This window comes from Bacillus sp. B1-WWTP-T-0.5-Post-4, assembly GCF_009183795.1.
GTDB classification, from domain to species: domain Bacteria; phylum Bacillota; class Bacilli; order Bacillales; family Bacillaceae_G; genus Bacillus_A; species Bacillus_A cereus.
This window is the reverse complement of sequence record NZ_WEIJ01000005.1, coordinates 313,803-330,715: the sequence shown is the minus strand read 5'-3', so window position 1 is coordinate 330,715 and position 16,913 is coordinate 313,803. Positions and strand designations below refer to the sequence as shown.

Genomic DNA, 16,913 nt, shown 5'->3' with positions numbered 1-16,913 from the left:
GCTAATTATATAAATATAAGAACATTCCTTAGTATAATGGAAGGAATGCTTTTTTCAATGTACTCATCACAATTAATTGTTGCAGCATTGTGACTTCCTTAATCATTATTTTTTCTTCTTACGGAATAATTCAATTGTTTTATAGCCTTGTGAAAGGATTTCTATCATTTTCTCTAGACGTTTTTCACGAGTTTTTTCTTGTTTCACAGAAAAAAGATTACGTGCCCAATCTTTTTGGTATCCAGGCGTTAAACTTTGATAAAACTTAAGTTCATTCGGATGATTAGCTAGTAATGCTTCAACATCTTTAATTCGATCTGCATAATCGGCAACACATTGACTCATAGCAGATGTTTTCGTTATTTTTTTCTTTTCACGTTTTAAACCTACAACAGTAAAGACTTCATCCATACTTACCATTCGTGCAAATTTAATATCGCTTTCTCCCACATAACCATCTTCTCCAACGTTTAATGCCGGAAACATCTCATCACGGTGAATAAACGTACTATAACGAGCATTACCTTTTTTCGGATATGCGAAGAATAGGTAACCTTTTTCAATTAGTAATTCTTCATTACTAATAATAAAATTCGTTTGTTTCACCATTTCATCAAGCGTTTCTACAAATATAAAGATAGCATCGTGTTCTTTTGAGAATCCATTTTCTTTACCTGTAAAAATGTCATAATCACTTGGTTCGTTAATAACGACCATATTTGTATACTTATTAAGTTTCAATTTATCAATAACTGACATAATAATCTTCCTTTACATTCAAAATTCATTGTACATACTTTTTCGTACTGTTCTAGTGTATTATATGTATTAAGAAAATCAAACTTTAAATCGTGTTATTCTGCTGCAAAAGAACAGAATTCTTTAATAGATGGGGTGGTTTTATGCCATATGTAATCCGGGATGAAGGGCTAGTTTTACAAGGGGATGATGGAAAAGAACCAATTTTTCATACATATGAAGAAGCTGAGGAAACATTAAAAACATTAACTATACCGCAGTTTCCGAAACGTATTAGAAGAAAACCATTTACATCAAAAATAATAAAAATAGCCGCTTCTGAATAAGAACCGGCTATTTGTTTATTCATAACTTAATAGAAAATAAAGTATATAAAAACTCTCTATATTGATCTTCTGTAATTTCAAGCTTAGTTTTTTCCCCATGAATAATTTCAGTTAAACTTGTATTCGTTAATGAAATATGACCGGAGTTCGTCAACTTTACTGCAATTGGTCCTTTATTAAAAATAGACTTCTCATCTTCTATCACTCTTCTTTGAACATCGTTTACTACTATCTCATCAATATTATGTTTATAAAAAGCATGACAAACTTTCCATTCTCCATCAGTATCTATTCTTTCTAAAACATAATTTCCTTTACTCGTATCTTTTCGTCTCACCCGGTACGAACCATTTTTTGAAGAGACAGACTTACCAGTAAAAGGTACAGGAACAAGAGGTACTAACGAAGCTATACCTACATCAATTAAATACTGTACATTATCATAAGTTAAAATAATTGTTATATGGCCATCCTCAAGTGCCCATGCATTTATATCGTTTTTATAAACCGTACCTAATGCCAGTTGTACATCATAGCCACAGTCTCTTAAGAAATAGTAAAAAAGAGTATTTAATTCGTAGCAAAGTCCACCACGGGAACTAGTTAAAATTTTCTCTCGTAAGTTTTCCAGAGAGATTTGATTCGTATTTCGTGCTATAACATCTAAATTCTCAAATGGTATAGTATGCGCAAACGAAAAGAGTATGGTAGGTAATTCTTCAAACGTTACTTCATTACGTTTTTTAAGATTTAATCTTGTGAAAAGCTGATCTTGTAAACTTGTCATATTTAGCACCCCTTAAAAATTTATAAGTTTAAATAATATATGCTGATTGTAAATTTTAAGGGGCACTGTAACAACGTACATTTCATTAAACTGTACCGGTACAAAAATTACGATTCACATAGGAGGTGTCATTACACATGTTTTTTGTAATCACTTCTTTTTGTGGCAAACCAAAAGCTACGAATATAAATTTAATAGTTTATCTATAGGCAAACTATTACTATCACTTAAATCAACAAAATATTGAAGTTGCCATGCTTGGCTCTTTTTAGCTTGATTACTAACAGTGGTATCCCAAACAGGATAAATTCTCATTGCCATTTTCCCTGTTTGACTTTGTGTTCTCAATATTTTTTCTTTAAGAAGAATCTCTTTAGGAAAAATAAATTGCCCTAGTTTATTATCAGCAATACAAGTGATTACTAATAAATCAGGAGCAGCTTCATAAGAGAAAGCTCTATTTCGCATATTTTCATCTTTCGCCCAAAAAGAAACGAATTGACCAATTTTATTAGGTGTAACTTTTGATTTTCTAAAACGAATGGTTTTGTTATTTAAGTGGAATAAACATCCGGCATATTCTGCGTTTTGCTTTTCTTCTTTTAGATTCGTAATCATTAAGTTGTTAGGTTTGTAAACTATATTATTTAAATCTTGGATTATATTATTAAAATTGTTCAAAAAAACTCCCCCTTTATTCATCTCTTAGTTTACCACAAACATCAGTTCTTCTATATCGTATATAATTATGAACTAAGTGAAATGGGGGAATTTAGCAGGATATAATTATTACTTTAATGTACTTAGTTTTTTAATTGCTTGTTGTTCAGTTGCTAAGTAAAAAATGTCATTCCCTTTATTACATTCATAAATAAAATCCTTTAAGCTTTTACTAGTATACATAGAGAAATCTCCAACAATAGCAATCTTTACCTTGTAGTTTATAAACTTTTGAAGGATATCGCCCGCAAGCCGTGTTTTTAGATCAAAGAAATCTTCACTTATTAAAGATTTATGGATAATAATATGTTTCGCATCTACCTCATATTGAACTGTTGCCATAGTATCTAATGCAGACTGAACATCCGATATTAATACCTTATCGTTTCTAATGAGCGCAATATTGATTCCATCGATTACTACTTTCTTTATTTCCATAGTCCCACCTGTACAGAGATAATAAAGTTGTTTAATTTACAATAAAGTCATTTAAAAAATAATATAGTAGTTTAAAAATCCTTCTTCTACTAACGAGGCAGGTTAGTGGAAGAAATAGCAAGTGGTTTTAACTAGGAGAAGTGTCGATGACATTAAAGAAGACACCGAGGTGTCTTCTGTTTTTTAAATTACGGATATCGATAAATTAAGATTTATTTACTTAACATTATACTTATTTTCGGACCGAAGCACCTAATCGATGAGTATATACAAACCAAGTAATGCTTGCTGTTAATAATGTTGACGAAATTAAAGCTGTAAGAACACTATATGTTTGCCAAATAAGTATCGTTGACCAATCGAAGGCAAAAAACATTATACACTGGGCAATCGTAGCGATTAGGAAAATAATTGTTACGATTGTTCTCTTTTTTGTCATTGGCTGCTGCTCATTCATTTTCCTTTTTCTTAATCCTAAGAAAAATAACAGAACGGCTAATAGGCAAAGAATAATTGTGGTAGACGACAAAATGATGTCCAAAAGCTGTGTGCCGCTTATTTCATATGACTGAGTTAGATTGCCGTTTAATATATCATTAACTTGTAGTACCAGGTTTATATTGGTATTTGCGCCGTTGCTCAGTAAGCAGATGGCTGTTCTTTCATTTGGCAGTATGGCTACTTTGGTACTAAAATTTGGATTACGCCCAGTGTGTTCTATAAACGTTTGTTCGGCGTTTACCGACCAACCTGCCGCATAATACATATCATTGACAGCCGAAACAGACATATCACCTCTATGTGATTTTTCGATGGCCCTGTGAAATATTTCGGGTATGTCCTGCACGATACCCATCTGTATGCCCATCCAACGCACCATATCTTTTGTATTAGAAATGATATAGCCGGCAGGTTTATTCCCAGCATAATCCGGAGCGTTAAATGGAGTTGTTATAAAAAAGGAAGAACGGTAGCCCTGTGCTAACTGTCCAGTGGCTTGAGCATCTTCTTTATAAACATACGTCTGGTGAAGACCTAAGGGTAGAAATACCTGTTCCTTCATAAAGTCTTCATAGCTTTGTCGTGATACAATCTCAATAACCAAACCCAATACGTCATAATTAACGGTTCCATAGTTATATTGTTCACCGGGAGAGAACGCCAATTCTGCATCTACCAGCGTTTCCACAGTCTTTTGCAACATATCAGGCGTATTACCTTGTGGAATATTTTGAAGATGTCTAATATTTGTTAGGCCGCTGGTATGGTGAAGAAAGTTATTTAGTGTAAGGTTTTGCATATCAACAGGTTTACCTTGATACTTTAACGTAAACCAAGGTAAATATTTTTGGATAGGGTCAGTCATTGATAGCAGCCCTTGCTCTTCCAATAGCAAAATCCCCATACCAGTAAAAGCTTTACTCACCGAGGCCAACTCATAGAGTGTATTTTCACTTGCAGACAGTCCCTTTTCAAGATCTGCATACCCAGAAGAAAAGTAGAACACTTCACCATCAGCAAGTATTGAGAGTGACATTCCAGGCACACCTGACGTACGACAGGCATCATCTAGCAATGCTTGTATTGCCACAGATTTCGAATCTGACAACGCATAACTTTGTGTTGCGAATCCTGAGAATAATATAAATATCGTTAATACAAAAACAATAGTCTTTTTCATACACTCTCCTTTCTGAAGAATTATAAGGGTATAAATAACTTATTTTTATAACTATAAACTAAATTCTGATTTATATTTCTATTTATCTATATAATATCAAATAATTGTGAAGAGTTACACTTAAAAACGGGGGCGTTAGTTTAATAAGAAGTAAACAACTTTATTATTCATTTTTTAAGCATTACATAAGCAGATGGATATAATTTGAAACAACTTTAAAGAGCCTTGCTGCATATAGAATGTAGTAAGGCTCTTATCTTTTTTAATCAAAATTCAATAACTTTATTATCACTATACACCACCCCTTTATAATTTACACAGTATGAGTAAAATTGTTTTACAAGACTTCGTATTAATCATAGATTAAATTAGCCACAGCTATTAAAATCGCCTCTATTTTTTATTGTAAGTATATATTTTTTATTACTAATACGGTCAATGAAATTAATGATAGTTTCTCTTTTTTTATATTTTTGAATATATATATGGAATTGCCTTTACTTGTTATAAAAATATTGTGGAGTAACATAACTTAACAAATTATCCAAAGTGTTAATCTCGGCATATGGTTGTATTTTGGTAGTATTATTGATTTTCTGAGGGTTAAACCACACCCCTTTTATATTTACATTTTGAGGACCAGCAATATCCTTTTCTAAGTCATCCCCAACAAATAAAGTATGTTCCGGTTGTAAATTTAGCTTATTTAATGCTAGTTCGAATATACGTTTATCAGGTTTACTAAATCCTACTTCTTCAGAAATAATGATTGTTTCAAAATACCTATTTAAATTCGTGTTAAATATTTTAGCTTTTTGCCTCTGAGTTGAGCCATTTGTTATAATTCCAACTTTACAGTGCTTCTTTATTTGATTTAAGAAATGAATAGTATTTTTGTCTATTGAAAAACATCTAGGGAAATTATTATTCCAAAAATCTTGGATGTAATTGCGTGGCAATCTATACCTTGGCGTGAATTCATCAAACAATGATTCTAAAACTGTCGTTTTATTACTTATGCCATATTCTCTTTTATCGTATTCTTTGAATTTCTGTAACATGTTGCTTTTAGCCGCACCATCTACATTTTCATAACACTTTTCTAAAACAATTAAAAATAATGCCTCTACTGCTTTATCCCTATCAAGTAATGTATCATCTAAATCAAACAGCATCGCTTTATAACCCATCAAATCATTTCACAACCTTTCTAGCATTATATAAATCTCTCCAAGTTTGTACCTTTAAACTTTTGGTTTAGCAAGAACATTATTATGTAGTGATTAACGATTAAATAGAAACTAGATGAAAGAAATCCAAAGTTCTTGGCACACACTCTAGTATTACGGTAGTTTCTTCTATATTGAAATTCCTTTTCCTCTTTTGGTAAAGAAGCAAAAGTATATTTTCACAAATTTTAAGAAACTACATACAATTCACATTATTATACATTAGTTTTTCGTAAATATTAATCGTACACCAATTCATACAATAAGTTTTTTTAAGCAATTATTTCTCCATAAAAAAGTAATAAAGCTAATAATACTTTTTGGTAGTAAGCGTTCTATGAAGTTTACTACTGTATCTCCACATAAACTCCAGATTGTACGGCTATAATGACTACCAGAGGTGATATTATGAAAAACTATCATATCCTCGTGGTAGAGGACGATCAAGAAATTCAGGAATTAATTAAACAATTTTTAATGACACAGCATTATACAGTGGTAGTCGCTTCAGATGGACTAGAGGGTATGACACAATTTAATAAGCAATCCTTTGATTTAATTCTTCTAGATGTCATGATGCCCAATCTTAATGGATTTGAAGTTTCTAAAATGATTCGAAGTCAGTCAAACGTACCAATTATTATGCTAACTGCGTTGGAAGAAGAAGAAGATCAAATGAAAGGATTCGATCTTGGGATCGATGATTATATAACAAAACCCTTTTCATTTCATGTTTTGATTAGACGAGTCGAAGCTGTACTTAGAAGAAGTTATGATAAAAATGTAAATAATCATTTGATATTTAAAGAAGTTCGTATCGATGTGGATGCATATAGAGTCTATGTAAATGATGTTGAAATTATATTAACGACAAAAGAGTTTGAAATTCTACAACTACTATTTCAAAATGAGAGAAAAGTACTTACAAGAGAAAATATCGTAGAGAAAGTTTGGGGTTACGATTATTTTGGAGAAACACGAATAATTGATACACATATTAAAAACCTACGCAAAAAATTAGCTATCCCTTATATTAAAACAATAAAGGGTATTGGTTATAAAATTGATGAATAGTATTGTGAAACTCATGAAAATGAAGCAAATCACTTATAAACTCTTTATGACTACATCTCTCATTTTGTTATCCTTTGCAGTATTGATTTATTTAACTTTATACTTCTTTCTCCCTACATTTTATGAGCAATATAAAACAGATCAACTTCAAACAGGGATAAACGAAATCATTGATAAGTCTAAAAATCTTACGTTTCAAGATGCGATACCACTTTTTGATGAATACGCAAAAAAAAATAATGCGATGCTTTATCTTCAAAATAAAGAAGGAGTAATTATTTACTCTCCTTCGTTTTCTTTTATTCAAAGTGGTACGCAAAAAACAGTAGTTACTAAAGCAACACGATTCGAGAATGCAAGTACCCTTAGCAATTCATATAACGTTACGAAACCAATTCAATTCCAAGATGGTAGTTTAACGCTTATAGTCTTTGCTACATTTCAACCGATTGATGAAGCTTCACAGGTTTTAGTCCGCTTTCTCCCCTATATTAGTATCATTGTACTCGTAATTGGTATAGGGAGTGCTTATTTTTATTCCAGGTTTATTACAAAGCCACTTATTTATATTAATGAAGGTGCACAAAAGATGGCAAATTTAGATTTCTCCGAAAAAATTGAGGTTCGCTCTACAGATGAGTTAGGAGAATTGTCTAATAGTTTGAATGACATGTCTATTAACTTACAACAAGCTATGTTTGATTTAAAAAAAGCAAATGAACAATTAAAAAATGATATTGAAAAAGAAAGAGAAATAGAAACAAAACGCAGAGAGTTTTTTGCGATTGTAGCACATGAATTAAAGTCCCCTCTTACTGTAATGAAAGGCTACTTAGAAGGGATGATTTACAATATTGGCCCTTATCAAAATCGCGATCAATATTTAAAGAAAAATCATCAAATTATTGAAAGTATGGAACAATTAGTTCGTGAAATTTTAAGCGTATCGAAATTAGAACAACACACCTTCAAACTAAAAGTAGAGGAAGTTAATCCTTCAAAGTTAATAGGTACAATCACAAAAGATCTCGAATTTTTTGCTTCTCAAAAAAGCATCGAAATAATAAAAGAAATTGATTCTGACCTTTCTATTTATACAGATTGTGCTCTTTTAGAAAAAGCATGTAAAAATATTATTCACAATGCGGTTATGTATTCACCACATAATGAAAAAGTCTATATAAAGTTAAGTGAGGATTCGAAACAAGGTCAAATCGAAATGCAAATTATAAATACAGGTGTCAATATTAAAGACGAAGATTTACAACAAATTTTCAAACCATTTTATCGAATTGAAAAATCAAGAAATCGAAATACTGGAGGAAGTGGTTTGGGGTTATATATTGTTAAACAAATTCTTGAAACGCTAGATATAAAGTATTCAATAAAAAATATGGAACATAGTGTACAATTTCGCATGAGCATTCCATTATCTAAACACAAAAACAAACAAACTCTCCTTTAAATAGGACGAGTTTGTTTGTTTTTGTAGTAAATATAAACTTATTAACAGGTTTTTCACTTAATGGACAAATGCTGCTTCTTAAATGGCGATTATCATAAGTAGTGACAAACTGTATTCAATTTACATATTTATCTTCTACTATAACAGCAAAAAAACGAAATTCCGCATAGCGCAAATTAGATTCTCTTATTTGAGATGCATTTCATCTATGAAACTAAAAAGGAGGATGAAAAATGCATATTTGCCTCCATTTTTCAGATTAATTTGGAATTCTTTTATGATAAGCTATATGTAAAGATTAAACATAAAGGATGATTCGTATGCAAATAAGACCACAAGTAAGTGAATATAGCTCCTATTATGCAACGTATACCAACTTGGTATCAGACGGAAATATCATACATATTCTAGAACAACAAATGAAGGAAACGAATCTCTTATTAAAGGAAATTTCTGATAGTGAGGGACTTTTCCGGTATGCTCCTACTAAATGGAGTATAAAAGAAGTAATGGGTCATATAGCAGATACAGAACGGATTATGGCGTATCGATTGCTATCTATCGCTCGAGGCGAGACAGCAGAACTTCCAGGCTATAATGATGATATGTATGTTCTTAGAGCTGCTTTTGATAAGCAATCTATGCAAAATCTTCTTGAGAATTTAATTGTTGTTCGCCAATCTACCCTGTGTTTACTTAGAAGCTTAGATAAAGAAGCTTGGTCACAAAGAGGAAATGCGAATAATTCTGAAGTTACAGTTCGTGCATTAGCATACATCATTGCTGGTCATGAGCTTCATCATCTTCAAATTATAAAAGAACGTTACCTTGGTTCTGATGTATATCCAGCAACTTAATATTTGAAGAAAAAGATTCCTATTTATGTAGGGCTCTTTTTCAGAATTTATAACGGATTAGCGCTTAGAACCATGGCAATTAAATGTCTTTATTTATAAAATTCACCACATAATATATATGTTATCCCCTCTTATTCTGTACATAATTTTCTTTAGGCTGATATACTATAAACACAATAGTTCTGGAAAGGTGATGATATTATGTATGAACAACAAAATAATAGAGATAGAGATCAAAAAATGATGTTTTCTATGCAAGGAGTTCCCACAAATAAAATTAACATGAATCAATTACCTAAATGGATTAGAATTTTTGGCTATTGCGCGTTTGGTTGGATGATAGTATTTAGTTTAATTATGATTGTAGGTTTAATTCTGCAATAACTATACAGATACATAGGGAAACGGGACAGCATTTAGATCATACATCTAGGTAATGTCCCGTTTTTTATGTGTAATTATCCCATGATATAGGTAACCAATTATAATAAAAAGAACTTGTAGGATATTCTACAAGTTCTTTTTCAAATATTATTAAAACGGGAACGACAAACTATTTTAACATTCAGTACAGGGAGACCATTTTGATTATGGCTTGATTTTATTATAAATCAAATATAAGCTTTTGAAAGGTCTAGTTTTTGAAAAATATGTGAATTAAACAGCTACGATGTTTATATTAGATTTCATTTATGACTAACTTCTTCTTACTTAAATACACTGCACGATCTGATTTTTTAGCAACCTCCTGTGAGTGCGTCACAACAATAATGCATTTATTCTCTTTATGTGCAAGTTCTTGAAACAGTTCTATTATATCCATTGCGGTTTCCTCGTCGAGATTTCCTGTCGGCTCATCTGCAATTAGTAAATCAACATTACAAGATAGTGCTCGAGCGATTGCTACACGCTGTTGTTGCCCGCCACTTAGTTGCAGGACGTTTCGTTTCGCTTCAGCTTCTGAGAGTCCTACCCTCTCTAATAATTCTAATGCTCTTGCTGTTTTATTTTGCACTTTAACACCTGTAATTTCCATTGCTGTTAAGACATTTTGAAGAGCGGTCATATAGGTAATTAAGTTATAAGATTGGAAAATTACAGATACATTTTGATTACGGTATCGATCCAAACCAATTTTTCTAATATCTTTGCCATTATACAGTACATAACCATTTTTAGGGACATCCAGTCCACAACCTAAGCTCAGAGTTGTGGTTTTACCAGATCCAGATGGCCCTAAAATCGTGTAGAAATGTCCTTTTTGAAAAGAAAAGTTAACATTATCTAGTATCGCTACATTTTTCCCATTACTTTCATAATAATAATCCAAATTTTTAAACTGTAAAATCGTCTCCATATCGAGCCTCCTCATTCATCTTTTAAAAGAATTTGTTTTGGGTTTAAACGTAGAATAGATAATGCTGGAAGAAGCGTTGCTATTATAGCAATAGCTAGTCCAATTCCACCCATTTTTCCTACATCTTCTCCTGTTACACTTACATCAATTTTATCAATTGGATCTTCTTTTTGATTTTGTAGAGTACCACCGGGTCCAGCCATCATTACAGTACCATGTTGCGAAGTATCTGTTTCTTCGCTTGCAGTAGCAATTTCATTCGAAAGTAAATTATCCCCGATATATTGAGAAACTTTAGCTCCTGTTGTTATGGATAATCCAAATGCTAAAATAGCGACACACACTACTTCTACTACGAATTGCGCCATCAGTTTCCACTTTTTCTCTCCAATAGACAATAGAATTCCCATTTCTTTACGACGCCCTTTAATTGATAGCATAATGATTAATCCTAAAATGATCGCACCTGCAATCGATACAATATAAATAATCATTTGAGAAGTCGAAGAGATATTTTCGATAGGACCAATCATTTGCTTGTACAATGAATCATGCGCATCTAATTTATAATAATTAAAATCAATGTTAGATTTTTTTGCTTCTTTTTTAAATGCATCAATATATTGTGGATCATTCAAGAAATACACGACTTGACCACTACTTATACCTTGGTCTACTTCTAATTTTTTCATAGTTGAATGCGGCATATATAGTTTATTAGCTGGATCCATAATAGGAGGAGCCTGTTGACCCATTGCTTGCTCATTTGTTTCGTAAATGCCGATAATTTCAACCTCAAGAGTTTCCTTCTTATCCCCTGATTGTACTTTAACTTTGTCTCCTACTTTCAAATTGTTTAATTCCGCTAATCGTTTTTCCATTAAAGCTACATTCTGATCCTTCATTTGCTCTGTAATTGGTTTTCCATCAATGATTTTACTTTTTCCGTTTTTAAAGCTTTCTTGTAATGCAGTCTTGCGAACTCCCTCAATCATAAAAGAAGCATTCATATCTATTTCTGTACCAGAGCTTGAACCGCCTCGCACAGCCGCCATTCCGGCTTTACCTTTTCCTTCTTCTTCTGAAGCTCCTACTAGTTTAAGTCCATCAGAAATACCAAAAGTGTTAGCTATGTAATTATAGTCTTTTACATACTTGGATTTCGCTAATTGATCTGTTTCTTTTGTATCGAGCTGCGGTGGATTTGGCATTTCTCCAGTTTCCTTAGCTTTTTGACCTAATTTGTCGAAATCAAGACCTAAAGTAACATCTGCACCAAGTTTTTTTCTCGCAGCATCCGCTGCTTTTTTTGACGCATTTTGGATTGTGAAACCTGAAAGAACCAAATTTGTAACAATCAGAAAAACTGCCATCAAAATTAATGATGTTCCTATCCTTTTTTTCATACTGAGAATTGCTCGTTTCATAAAATTCATTTTTTCTTACCTCCTTGATATCTTGTATTCTATATAGGTTATCTAGAGTTTATATGGAGCTAATCGGTAGTTTAACTAGAGATATAAGGAGTTTATGTGTAGTTATTTACCTGTTTCAGAAAAGCTAGAACACAAATTCAAAAACGTAGCCGTTTTTGAATATTGGTAAGGAGTTATTCCGTTTAATAAATTTATATAAAGGTTAAGATTAATTTAATATATGTAGCACAAAAAATATTTACTGTGTAATTTCTATACAATAAATATAGAGAAACCTATTTGGATATCTATAATAGGGATTTTAATATAGTTACTGTATCTCATACAAATCACGTCGCTTTAAAAGGTGCATCTTTTAATACGAAAATAAGCAAGTTAATATTCTCTTATATGAATAAGAATATTAACTTGCTTTTTAGATTTTAGTATAATATATTTATAGTTTTATTTTATTGCAAGCTTTATAATATGATATACAAATTTATCACCTACTATTAGGAAAAGAGAATATTTTATAATTAATTTACAACATAAATTTTGTCCAGGTTTTAAACAATATGTATTTTGGAGGAGGTTAATTTGATTTTTTCAAAACTCATTGATCGGTACGCCTTATATGATTTACACAAAAAAAGAAGTGTAGCGTTTCAGTTTACTTCCCTTTCTAACACTTCATTAAATATAAAGAACATAGAATCTTTTTATAAAGTAAAACCATCACATTTTCATTTTGACATTAAGCATTCAAAGCAGGAAAATGAATACATGGTTGGGCAATTCAACTATAAAAGTTCGATTCAATCCGGTGATTCACACAACGACTCTGTAACTGGGGAATTATTCTTACATAAAAATGAAAATGCACCTCATGTTATCTTTGTTCACGGTTGGAGAATGGATTCTAACGAACGTGTGAAAAAAATATTCCACGATCATATGACCAGCCTGAAGTGGAATATGTATTATTTCACTCTACCCTATCATTTTGAAAGAAAACCCGATCAATCCTTATTCAGTGGAGAGTATATGGTAAGTGCAAATATTGAACGAACATTACAAGCAACTAGACAAGCGGTAGCTGATTTACGAGCTTTGATTAAATGGATTAAAGCAAATAAAAAGGGGCCCCTGATTCTAATAGGAATTAGTTTAGGCGGATTTATTACTAACTTAACCTCTCTTGTTGAAGAAGAAATTGATGTGTTAGCATCCATTTTCTATGCAAATCGACTTTCTTATTCGATTTGGAATACAACTCCAGGTAAATTTATTAGAGAAGACTTGGAACATCATGGTGTTACGTATGATGATTTAATAGATTATTGGAAAATCACTGAACCGAGTCAAGCATTGCCAAAAGTAAAAAAAGAAAATATTTTATTAATTTCAGGTAAGCATGATCTATATGTGCATTCTGAGGATACAGACTACTTGTGGGAATCTTGGGAAAGACCTCCACGATATATTTATACATGCGGGCATGCCGGGATCGTTCTTAAACGTAAAAAAATTGCAACTGATACTATTGATTTTATTCAAAATCGATTGAACTCCCCACACTTATCCAATGTCATGCCTTAAATCGCGAGATTACTAAGTACAAAATCTTATACTTGTATTGTTATATTTTTTACTAGTCACCTTTGTAAATCTTAGCCCCAAGCCTTACACGATTGAAAATGAAATAAAATAAATAACTAAGGAACTAATTTACCATATGGAAAAACATTGCTCAGCATTTTCACCAGTGGTCCCTGTATATGAAATATTACATACAAAAATCTTTATGTATTACGTTATTAATTTAAAAATAAATTATTCATCCATTAATCTATACCATCCATATTTACAGTTATGGATACCCTAATTACATATGAAAAAGAGAGAAAAACATTGGTTAGTTCTTCTCTCTTTGTTTATTTTTAAGATAACCATCTATAAAATTTTGCTTTTCATAATTCTTCATGAGTCTAGAAAAGAAATTTTTCTAATGTACATAATTACAACGACATTAAACCTCTTTGCTCTTAAATCCACTACTTGTATTATTGATTGCATGAAACTCCTTCTTGAGAAAGGTTTTAATTTCCGAATATTCTGTTGACCGTTATAACATATCCAATTTACAATTTAATTGTGGTGTTCTTTCACAATTAAACTACTTAGAATACACTTCATTTATTTGAAAACAATTACAAATAGAGGTGCTAAAATGAAAACTAGAGTAAATCCAGAATTATTACAAGGGTTAGAGATGTTTCCGGATCTCGATTTACGCCCAGAAAATTTGCAATCAATCAGAGAAGGAATAGCTCAAATGAGACCACCTACCGTTGTTGATGACTCTCTTTCTTTAACAGATAAAGTCATTGTTGGGCCTGATGATAATCCGTTACCATTACGAATTTATCGTCCAAAATCAAATCATGAATCTTTACCTGTCTTATTATGGATACATGGTGGAGGTTATATCTTAGGGTCTATAAATGATAACGATGATACTTGTATGAGGTTTGCAAAAGAAGCTAGCTGTGTGGTCGTGTCTGTAGACTACCGCTTAGCACCTGAACACCCTTACCCAGCACCAATTGAGGATTGTTATTCAGCTTTAAAATGGATTGCTGATAATGCAAAGTCATTAAACATTGATTCGAATCGAATTGGGGTTGCAGGAGTAAGCGCTGGCGGTGGACTAACAGCAGCATTATCATTATTAGCACGAGATCGAAAATATCCTTCAATTTGTTTACAAATGCCACTATATCCAATGATTGATGACAGAAATGATACACCTTCAGCGAATGAAATTAAAGAGGGGTTTGTTTGGAACCAAAAGGCAAATGAAGCTGGCTGGAAAATGTATTTAGGAGAAATGTATGGAACGGATCAAATCCCTGCCTATGCAGCACCTTCTCGAGCTGAGGATTATAGTGACTTACCGTATACTTACACATTTGTTGGTCAATTAGATCCATTCCGCAGCGAAACATTAACCTATGTAAGCAAACTAGCACAAGCTGGTGTTGATGTGGAGTTTCATTTATATCCAAATGCCTATCACTGGTTTGAAGGGTTAAATCCAAATGCCGATGTATCTATTTATGCTGTGAACGAAATAGTACAAGCAATAAAGACTGGTTTCAAACGAGTATCCAAGGTTGAGGCTTAATCCCATTACAAGAGAAACACTTATAAATAGTATATATGTATTTATCATTTAAATATAATAGCCGATTCTAAATAAGAATCGGCTATTAATATGTAAAATCCGCCTAATATATCAAGGTTGAGAAACAGATATAAGATGTTTAGGCGATGTGTTTATTTCCTCTGCTAATGCTTTTATGTTCATCATGATTTGAAGTATTTCTTCTTTTGTTGTTCTTGGGTTGATAGAGCAAAGTCGAATTACTACTTTTTCTTTTAATTTAGTCGTACTTAGCATAGCAAATCCTCTTTGATTAATTTCTTCCACCAATTTTTTGTTTATTTCATGAATTGTATCTGTAGATGTTAGCTCACATGGAATATAACGAAAAGTAACAATTCCTAATTGGGCAGGTGTTACTACTTCCCAATCTTTTTCTTTCCTTAAAAACTCTTCAACTTGTTCAGCTAGCATAATGCCATGATCAATTGCCTCACGAAAAGCTGTAACTCCGAATGCTTTAAAAGAAAGCCATACCTTTAATGCTCTAAATCTACGAGAAAGTTCAATTCCACGCTCCCCAAAATTCACTTTTTCTTCTATATTAGTTTCTGTATCCTTAATATACTCTGGGATCATACGGAATGTTTCACTTAAATATTGGCTATTTCGAATAAGTACACAACCAACATCATAAGGCTGAAAAAGCCATTTATGCGGGTCTAACGTTAAAGAATCGGCACGATGAATTCCACTTAATAACTCCCTTCCTTTTTCACTGAGAATTGCTGCAGCCCCATAAGCCCCATCCACGTGTAGCCATATATCTTCATCACCACATACATCAGCCAATTCATCGAGGGAGTCCACCGCTCCGCAATTCGTTGTCCCTGCATTAGCAATAACACAGAATGGTTTTTTCCCTTTTAATCGATCTTCTTTTATTTGTTTTCTTAAAGTACTAACTGAAATTTTTAAGTCTTCATCTGTCTCAATTCGGCAAATTTGATGCTGTTTAAAACCTAATACTTTAAGTGCTCGATCTACAGAAAAATGAGTTTGGTTAGAAAAATAAACAATCGCATTTTCTATGTCATTATTCAGCTTGACCTGTCTCGCTACAGTAAGTGCAGTCAAATTAGCCATGGAACCACCACTGACAAATAATCCTTCAGCTGAATCAGGGAATCCTAGCATTGATTTTAACCAGTTAATTGTCGTTAATTCAATTTGTTCGGCACCTGCACCTACTATCCAAGCTGTAGGAAATACATTAAACCCACTTGCTAAAAAATCTGCTAATACACCAACATAATTATTAGGACCTGGCACAAAAGCCATAAAATGAGGATGATCCACATGAGTAATTTGATTAAACACATTGTTATTAAGAAAATGAAGTAATTCTTTTGGATTAGATCCGTTTTCCGGAATCGTTTCAATTAGCTTGTCTCTAAAAATATTACTATCAATCGTTTCTGAAACTGGTTTACTTTTTAAATGATTCATATGATCAACAATTAAGTCAACCGCTTGATATCCTAACTGACGCATTTCTTCGGCTGATAACTGTAATTTTTTTGTCATTTGATTTACTCCTATTCTATTTAAAAAGGCGAGTTCTTGCTCGCCTTTT

Annotated in this window: 16 protein-coding genes; 7 read left to right on the top strand and 9 right to left on the bottom strand. The window is 32.2% G+C overall.

Going from position 1 to position 16,913, the window contains the following annotated elements:
• Nucleotides 1-105: 105 nt before the first annotated feature.
• On the bottom strand, nucleotides 106-759 hold the full coding sequence (locus GBN91_RS18325) for a YdeI/OmpD-associated family protein (protein ID WP_000110841.1): 654 nt from the start codon (nucleotides 757-759) through the stop codon (nucleotides 106-108).
• Between the two features lie 143 nt (nucleotides 760-902).
• Between GBN91_RS18325 and GBN91_RS18320 the strand changes: the two genes are divergently transcribed.
• A complete protein-coding gene (locus GBN91_RS18320; RefSeq protein WP_001147159.1) occupies nucleotides 903-1,085 on the top strand; it encodes a hypothetical protein in 183 nt (60 codons plus the stop codon).
• A gap of 19 nt (nucleotides 1,086-1,104) precedes the next feature.
• Here the strand turns inward: GBN91_RS18320 and GBN91_RS18315 are convergent, their stop codons facing one another.
• From GBN91_RS18315 to GBN91_RS18295, 5 genes are all read right to left on the bottom strand, one after another.
• Nucleotides 1,105-1,872 (bottom strand): arylamine N-acetyltransferase family protein, encoded by a 768-nt coding sequence (locus tag GBN91_RS18315; RefSeq protein WP_000202756.1) that lies wholly within the window; start codon nucleotides 1,870-1,872, stop codon nucleotides 1,105-1,107.
• Between the two features lie 177 nt (nucleotides 1,873-2,049).
• The gene (locus tag GBN91_RS18310) at nucleotides 2,050-2,574 is read right to left on the bottom strand and encodes a MepB family protein (protein WP_080353311.1); all 525 of its coding nucleotides are present in this window, start codon (nucleotides 2,572-2,574) and stop codon (nucleotides 2,050-2,052) included.
• A gap of 87 nt (nucleotides 2,575-2,661) precedes the next feature.
• Nucleotides 2,662-3,030 carry a DUF4180 domain-containing protein gene (locus GBN91_RS18305; protein WP_006929740.1) on the bottom strand — a complete coding sequence of 123 codons (369 nt, stop codon included), beginning with the start codon at nucleotides 3,028-3,030 and terminating at the stop codon, nucleotides 2,662-2,664.
• Nucleotides 3,031-3,262: 232 nt separating this feature from the next.
• Nucleotides 3,263-4,711 (bottom strand): serine hydrolase domain-containing protein, encoded by a 1,449-nt coding sequence (locus tag GBN91_RS18300; protein WP_000751389.1) that lies wholly within the window; start codon nucleotides 4,709-4,711, stop codon nucleotides 3,263-3,265.
• Between the two features lie 497 nt (nucleotides 4,712-5,208).
• Nucleotides 5,209-5,901, bottom strand: coding sequence for an HAD family hydrolase (locus GBN91_RS18295; RefSeq protein WP_000540710.1), 693 nt, complete (start codon nucleotides 5,899-5,901; stop codon nucleotides 5,209-5,211).
• Nucleotides 5,902-6,348: 447 nt separating this feature from the next.
• Here GBN91_RS18295 and GBN91_RS18290 point away from each other — a divergent pair, with 447 nt between their 5' ends.
• From GBN91_RS18290 to GBN91_RS18275, 4 genes are all read left to right on the top strand, one after another.
• On the top strand, nucleotides 6,349-7,014 hold the full coding sequence (locus tag GBN91_RS18290) for a response regulator transcription factor (RefSeq protein ID WP_000800727.1): 666 nt from the start codon (nucleotides 6,349-6,351) through the stop codon (nucleotides 7,012-7,014).
• Between the two features lie 13 nt (nucleotides 7,015-7,027).
• Nucleotides 7,028-8,479, top strand: a complete 1,452-nt coding sequence (locus GBN91_RS18285) for a sensor histidine kinase (protein ID WP_002024224.1) — start codon at nucleotides 7,028-7,030, stop codon at nucleotides 8,477-8,479.
• Between the two features lie 320 nt (nucleotides 8,480-8,799).
• Nucleotides 8,800-9,336, top strand: coding sequence for a DinB family protein (locus GBN91_RS18280; RefSeq protein WP_046392780.1), 537 nt, complete (start codon nucleotides 8,800-8,802; stop codon nucleotides 9,334-9,336).
• 201 nt (nucleotides 9,337-9,537) lie between these two features.
• A complete protein-coding gene (locus tag GBN91_RS18275) occupies nucleotides 9,538-9,720 on the top strand; it encodes a hypothetical protein (protein ID WP_000273238.1) in 183 nt (60 codons plus the stop codon).
• Between the two features lie 295 nt (nucleotides 9,721-10,015).
• Here GBN91_RS18275 and GBN91_RS18270 read toward each other — a convergent pair whose 3' ends face one another.
• Both GBN91_RS18270 and GBN91_RS18265 read right to left on the bottom strand, forming a co-directional pair.
• Nucleotides 10,016-10,693 (bottom strand): ABC transporter ATP-binding protein, encoded by a 678-nt coding sequence (locus GBN91_RS18270; RefSeq protein ID WP_000447851.1) that lies wholly within the window; start codon nucleotides 10,691-10,693, stop codon nucleotides 10,016-10,018.
• A gap of 11 nt (nucleotides 10,694-10,704) precedes the next feature.
• Nucleotides 10,705-12,129, bottom strand: a complete 1,425-nt coding sequence (locus GBN91_RS18265) for an ABC transporter permease (protein ID WP_102956051.1) — start codon at nucleotides 12,127-12,129, stop codon at nucleotides 10,705-10,707.
• Nucleotides 12,130-12,708: 579 nt separating this feature from the next.
• Here GBN91_RS18265 and GBN91_RS18260 point away from each other — a divergent pair.
• Nucleotides 12,709-13,710: an alpha/beta hydrolase gene (locus GBN91_RS18260; protein WP_006922694.1), complete on the top strand. Its 1,002-nt coding sequence runs from the start codon at nucleotides 12,709-12,711 to the stop codon at nucleotides 13,708-13,710.
• Nucleotides 13,711-14,341: 631 nt separating this feature from the next.
• Complete coding sequence (locus tag GBN91_RS18255; protein ID WP_152121927.1) at nucleotides 14,342-15,298, top strand: alpha/beta hydrolase; 957 nt, start codon at nucleotides 14,342-14,344, stop codon at nucleotides 15,296-15,298.
• 111 nt (nucleotides 15,299-15,409) lie between these two features.
• Here the strand turns inward: GBN91_RS18255 and GBN91_RS18250 are convergent, their stop codons facing one another.
• The gene (locus GBN91_RS18250) at nucleotides 15,410-16,864 is read right to left on the bottom strand and encodes a pyridoxal phosphate-dependent decarboxylase family protein (RefSeq protein WP_000162820.1); all 1,455 of its coding nucleotides are present in this window, start codon (nucleotides 16,862-16,864) and stop codon (nucleotides 15,410-15,412) included.
• Nucleotides 16,865-16,913 lie beyond the last annotated feature (49 nt).

Bases quoted from the DNA above. Each gene is read 5' to 3' on its own strand.
- GBN91_RS18290 (WP_000800727.1), top strand. From the start codon at position 6,349: ATGAAAAACTATCATATCCTCGTGGTAGAGGACGATCAAGAAATTCAG.
- GBN91_RS18320 (WP_001147159.1), top strand. From the start codon at position 903: ATGCCATATGTAATCCGGGATGAAGGGCTAGTTTTACAAGGGGATGAT.
- GBN91_RS18305 (WP_006929740.1), bottom strand. From the start codon at position 3,030: ATGGAAATAAAGAAAGTAGTAATCGATGGAATCAATATTGCGCTCATT.
- GBN91_RS18285 (WP_002024224.1), top strand. From the start codon at position 7,028: ATGAAAATGAAGCAAATCACTTATAAACTCTTTATGACTACATCTCTC.
- GBN91_RS18325 (WP_000110841.1), bottom strand. From the start codon at position 759: ATGTCAGTTATTGATAAATTGAAACTTAATAAGTATACAAATATGGTC.
- GBN91_RS18310 (WP_080353311.1), bottom strand. From the start codon at position 2,574: ATGAATAAAGGGGGAGTTTTTTTGAACAATTTTAATAATATAATCCAA.
- GBN91_RS18265 (WP_102956051.1), bottom strand. From the start codon at position 12,129: ATGAATTTTATGAAACGAGCAATTCTCAGTATGAAAAAAAGGATAGGA.
- GBN91_RS18300 (WP_000751389.1), bottom strand. From the start codon at position 4,711: ATGAAAAAGACTATTGTTTTTGTATTAACGATATTTATATTATTCTCA.
- GBN91_RS18255 (WP_152121927.1), top strand. From the start codon at position 14,342: ATGAAAACTAGAGTAAATCCAGAATTATTACAAGGGTTAGAGATGTTT.
- GBN91_RS18275 (WP_000273238.1), top strand. From the start codon at position 9,538: ATGTATGAACAACAAAATAATAGAGATAGAGATCAAAAAATGATGTTT.
- GBN91_RS18280 (WP_046392780.1), top strand. From the start codon at position 8,800: ATGCAAATAAGACCACAAGTAAGTGAATATAGCTCCTATTATGCAACG.
- GBN91_RS18250 (WP_000162820.1), bottom strand. From the start codon at position 16,864: ATGACAAAAAAATTACAGTTATCAGCCGAAGAAATGCGTCAGTTAGGA.
- GBN91_RS18295 (WP_000540710.1), bottom strand. From the start codon at position 5,901: ATGGGTTATAAAGCGATGCTGTTTGATTTAGATGATACATTACTTGAT.
- GBN91_RS18270 (WP_000447851.1), bottom strand. From the start codon at position 10,693: ATGGAGACGATTTTACAGTTTAAAAATTTGGATTATTATTATGAAAGT.
- GBN91_RS18315 (WP_000202756.1), bottom strand. From the start codon at position 1,872: ATGACAAGTTTACAAGATCAGCTTTTCACAAGATTAAATCTTAAAAAA.